Origin of the sequence: Pseudomonas helleri (genome assembly GCF_009600315.1) — a bacterium.
In the GTDB taxonomy this organism is placed as follows: Bacteria; Pseudomonadota; Gammaproteobacteria; order Pseudomonadales; family Pseudomonadaceae; genus Aquipseudomonas; species Aquipseudomonas helleri_A.
On record NZ_WIWC01000076.1, the window covers coordinates 1 to 3,520 of the forward strand.

The 3,520-nt window shown below is 60.5% G+C and carries 3 protein-coding genes; all 3 read left to right on the top strand.

From position 1 onward, the window contains the following. Window positions 1–193 (top strand): hypothetical protein (locus GHN86_RS23775; protein WP_228389643.1); only part of this gene is annotated, 193 nt, incomplete at its 5' end. Next, complete coding sequence (locus GHN86_RS22760; RefSeq protein WP_228389644.1) at window positions 187–1,470, top strand: collagen-like triple helix repeat-containing protein; 1,284 nt, start codon at window positions 187–189, stop codon at window positions 1,468–1,470. The genes GHN86_RS23775 and GHN86_RS22760, both read left to right, overlap by 7 nt. A gap of 182 nt (window positions 1,471–1,652) precedes the next feature. Next, the gene (locus tag GHN86_RS22765; protein WP_153383192.1) at window positions 1,653–3,335 is read left to right on the top strand and encodes a ShlB/FhaC/HecB family hemolysin secretion/activation protein; all 1,683 of its coding nucleotides are present in this window, start codon (window positions 1,653–1,655) and stop codon (window positions 3,333–3,335) included. Window positions 3,336–3,520 lie beyond the last annotated feature (185 nt).

Sequence of the window (3,520 nt, forward strand, 5' to 3'; positions counted from 1 at the left end):
GACGGCGGCACAGGTGGCGGAACAGGCGGTGGCGGAACTGACGGCGGCACTGGTGGTGGAACAGGCGGTGGTGGAACTGGCGGCGGCACAGGTGGCGGAACAGGCGGTGGTGGAACCGGCGGCGGCACAGGTGGTGGAACAGGTGGTGGAACAGGTGGTGGCGGCACGGGTGCAGGCACCACGCCGTTGGTAACCGGCCAAGTGGTCGGGCAGGTTGGCACAGGCGTTCAAGGTGTCGGCAACGTGGTAAGTGACATCGGCACTGCATTGACCACCGTTCCTGTGGTGGGCACGGTGGGCAGTGGCCTGGTGACGAATACGGGCAACGCGGTGACGTCCGTGGGCACAGGCTTGACCAACGGTCTTGGCTCGTTGGGCACCAATAAAGATTCTCTGGGGCTGACCGTGGCAGGTGCAACCACCGCTGTGTCGGATATCGGCAAAGGGGTGACATCGGTTGGCACCGGGGTCAGCACGGTGCTCGACAACACGCTGATCAGTCAGATCCCGATCGTGGGCGGTGTGACCAACAAAGTCACCGACGTAACGGGTGGGCTGGTGGGCAAGGTTGGCACCTCAGTCACCATGCTCGGTAACACGCTCACCGGGTCTGCGACCACAGGGCCGTTGAGTAACGTAACCGGCGCCGTGAATGACAAAGTGCTGGTGCCGGTCATTTCCATGGTGGAAACCACTACCGGCAAAGTCGGTACAACCACCGGCCTCGGCGCTCCGGTCGACGGCGTGTTGAATAAGGTCAGTACCGTTGTCGGTGGGGTGGGCGACAAAGTGGCGGCGACGGGTAACAACCCGGTCACCAATGTGGTCAGCGGTGTGCTCAACACGGTAGCGGGTGTCACTGACAAAGCAGGCGGCCTGGTTAATCCGGCCGTAGGCACTGGGGGTGGCACAGGAGGCTCGGGCGGACTGGCCGGCAGTGGCCTGCTGGAAACCGTTGGCGGGGTAGTGAATGGTGTCGGTGCTGGTCTGACAGCAGGCAGCACCAGTGGTGTGGTTCAGGCGGGTGGCGGCAACGCGGTAGGCGTGGGCAATGTAGTGGCTTCAGCCGGTTCAGTCGTGGGCGGTACAGGTGTGGCTAACACGGCGGCAGGCGCTCCGTTAGCCGCTGTCACTGGCACCGTAGCCACGGCGCTGAACCCGGTCACCACGGCGGTCACGACGGTTACCCAAAATGTCGGCGCAGCTACTGGTCTTGGCGCTCCTGTTGACGGGCTGTTGACCCAAGTGGGTGGTGCAGTCAGCAGCGTGGGGGCCAAAGTCGAGAGCACTACGGCCAACCCGGTGGGCAATGCGGTCGGCGCGCTGGTAGGCACTGTCGGTGCAACGGTGGGCTCAGTGGGTGGTCTGGTTCAGGCTGAACCTGCAGCACCGGGGGCTCCTGCCGCGGGTGTGGGGGGGGCACTTGGCGGGGTGCTCGGAGGCTTGGGCAACCTGGGCAAGAAAAACTAACGAATTGCTCCTGGCCGGTTCGACGGCCTCTCCTACAGCGCCTACGCTTGGTTGGAACGAGAGATTGTGCGCAATCTCTCGTTTTTTTTCATGTGTAAGTTGTAGGGCTGATGCCGGGCAGCCTCACGTTCAGATGACGCGCCCCCCTCGTTTTGCCGCTGTTGTAGACCATGGAGTGTCTTATGCGAACGTACGTCCCTTTCATGTTGTTGGCGTTGACGCCTTACGTCGGTGCCGAGCCTCTTCCGCGTTACCTCAACAGCAACGAAACCATGCAAACATTGCCCACGCCCAACTTGCCGGTCGATGCCTATCGCCCGCAAGCGCCCGAGCTTGAGTTGCCCAAACCCAAAGCGGCGGTGCCGGCGCCGTTGATGATGAGCACCCGTTTGACCATCCGTAAATTGCAGATTGAGGGCGGAACGGTTTACCCGTTAAAGGAATTGGGTGCGGCGTATCAAGCGTTGCTCAATCATGAAATCACCCTTGAGCAATTGATCGAGGCCACGCGCACCATCACCAAGCGCTATCAAACCGACGGCTACCTGCTGTCCTATGCCTATTTACCGCCGCAGAACTTTGATCAAGGGTTGGTGCGCGTGGTGCTGGTCGAGGGGTACATCAGCAACTATCGCGTTGAAGGCGATGTGGGGCGGGTCAGGGGCATGATCGATGACCTGGCGGACAAGCTGAAGGCTGAGCGCCCGTTGACCCGTAAAACCTTTGATCGCTACGCCACCTTGATGGGGCGGCTGCCGGGGGTGACGTTGCAGGCGCAAGTGCCGCCACCCACCACCACCGATGGTGCGTCGACGATGCAGATCACGGCCAGTCGAAAGCCCTTCACCACCAGCATGAGCCTGACGGATGGCAGCCGTAACAGCACTCAGGCGTTGTTTGGCGCGAGCAGCAATTCGCAGACGGGCATGGCCGAGCAGTTGACCGTCAGCGCATTGTTTCCGCCAGGCCACGACAAAGAGCATTACTACCGTCTTGATTACAGCCAATACCTCAATGCCGAAGGCACGCAACTGAGCCTGTACGGTGCGCGCTATCGCAGTGATCCGGCGGCCAGTATCGCCACCAGTGACGGCTTCGAGCTCAAACCCCATCGCGAGAACGACCGCTTTTCGGTGGGGGTGACGCATCCGCTGATTGTTGCGCCTGATCAATGGCTGAGCGTCGGTGCCAGGCTGTATGGCGTCAACGACAACACTGACTACGAAATCGTCGGGTATTCGCAGACCATCAGTGAGCGCACCAATGTGCGAGCACTGGCGGTAGAAGGGGATTGGCGCAAGTCCGATGCCAAGCAGTTGCGCATCGTCAGTGCGGGCGTGTACCAGGGCATCAATGGGCTGGGTGCCAAAAGCGAGACAAACCTGACCGGCACCCGGTATGACCTGGACTTCTTCCGTTTGCGCCTGTCGGGTGTGCAAAGCGATGGCTTCTTCGACAACTGGCAGGGGGTGATGTCTGGTGCGTTGTACTGGAGTGATGACAGCTTGCCGGACAGCGAACGGGCCGTGTTTGGCGGGCAAAACTTTGGTCGTGGCTACCCGGATGATCAGGCCTCGGGTGACAAGGGATGGGGCGTCGCCTATGAGGTGAACTACAGCTTCAACCGTGAGGGCGAGTGGGTGAAATTGCTGCAGCCTTATGTGGTGCTGGACAAGGCCAAGACCTGGTTCAACGAGCTGCCGTTCAAAGGTTCGGACATGTCGTCAGCGGCCGCAGGGCTGCGCTTTGGCGACAAGCGTTATTACAACATTGCGTTTGAAGTGGCCAAGCCGATGTCTGACATCGCTTTGGACAGCTTTAACCGCAGGCCGCGATATACCTTGAGTTTTAGTTATCAGCTGTAAACCCTCACCCTAGCCCTCTCCCAGAGGGAGAGGGACTGGAGTGGGGGATGCTGGAGTACTCGGCGTGTCTGATGTTCAAGCGTTGAATCTGAAACCGACTCGGTCAGTCCCCTCTCCCTCTGGGAGTGTATGGACCGGGGACATCGCGAACACTTTGTTCGGAGACATAGCGAACAGTTAGCGAA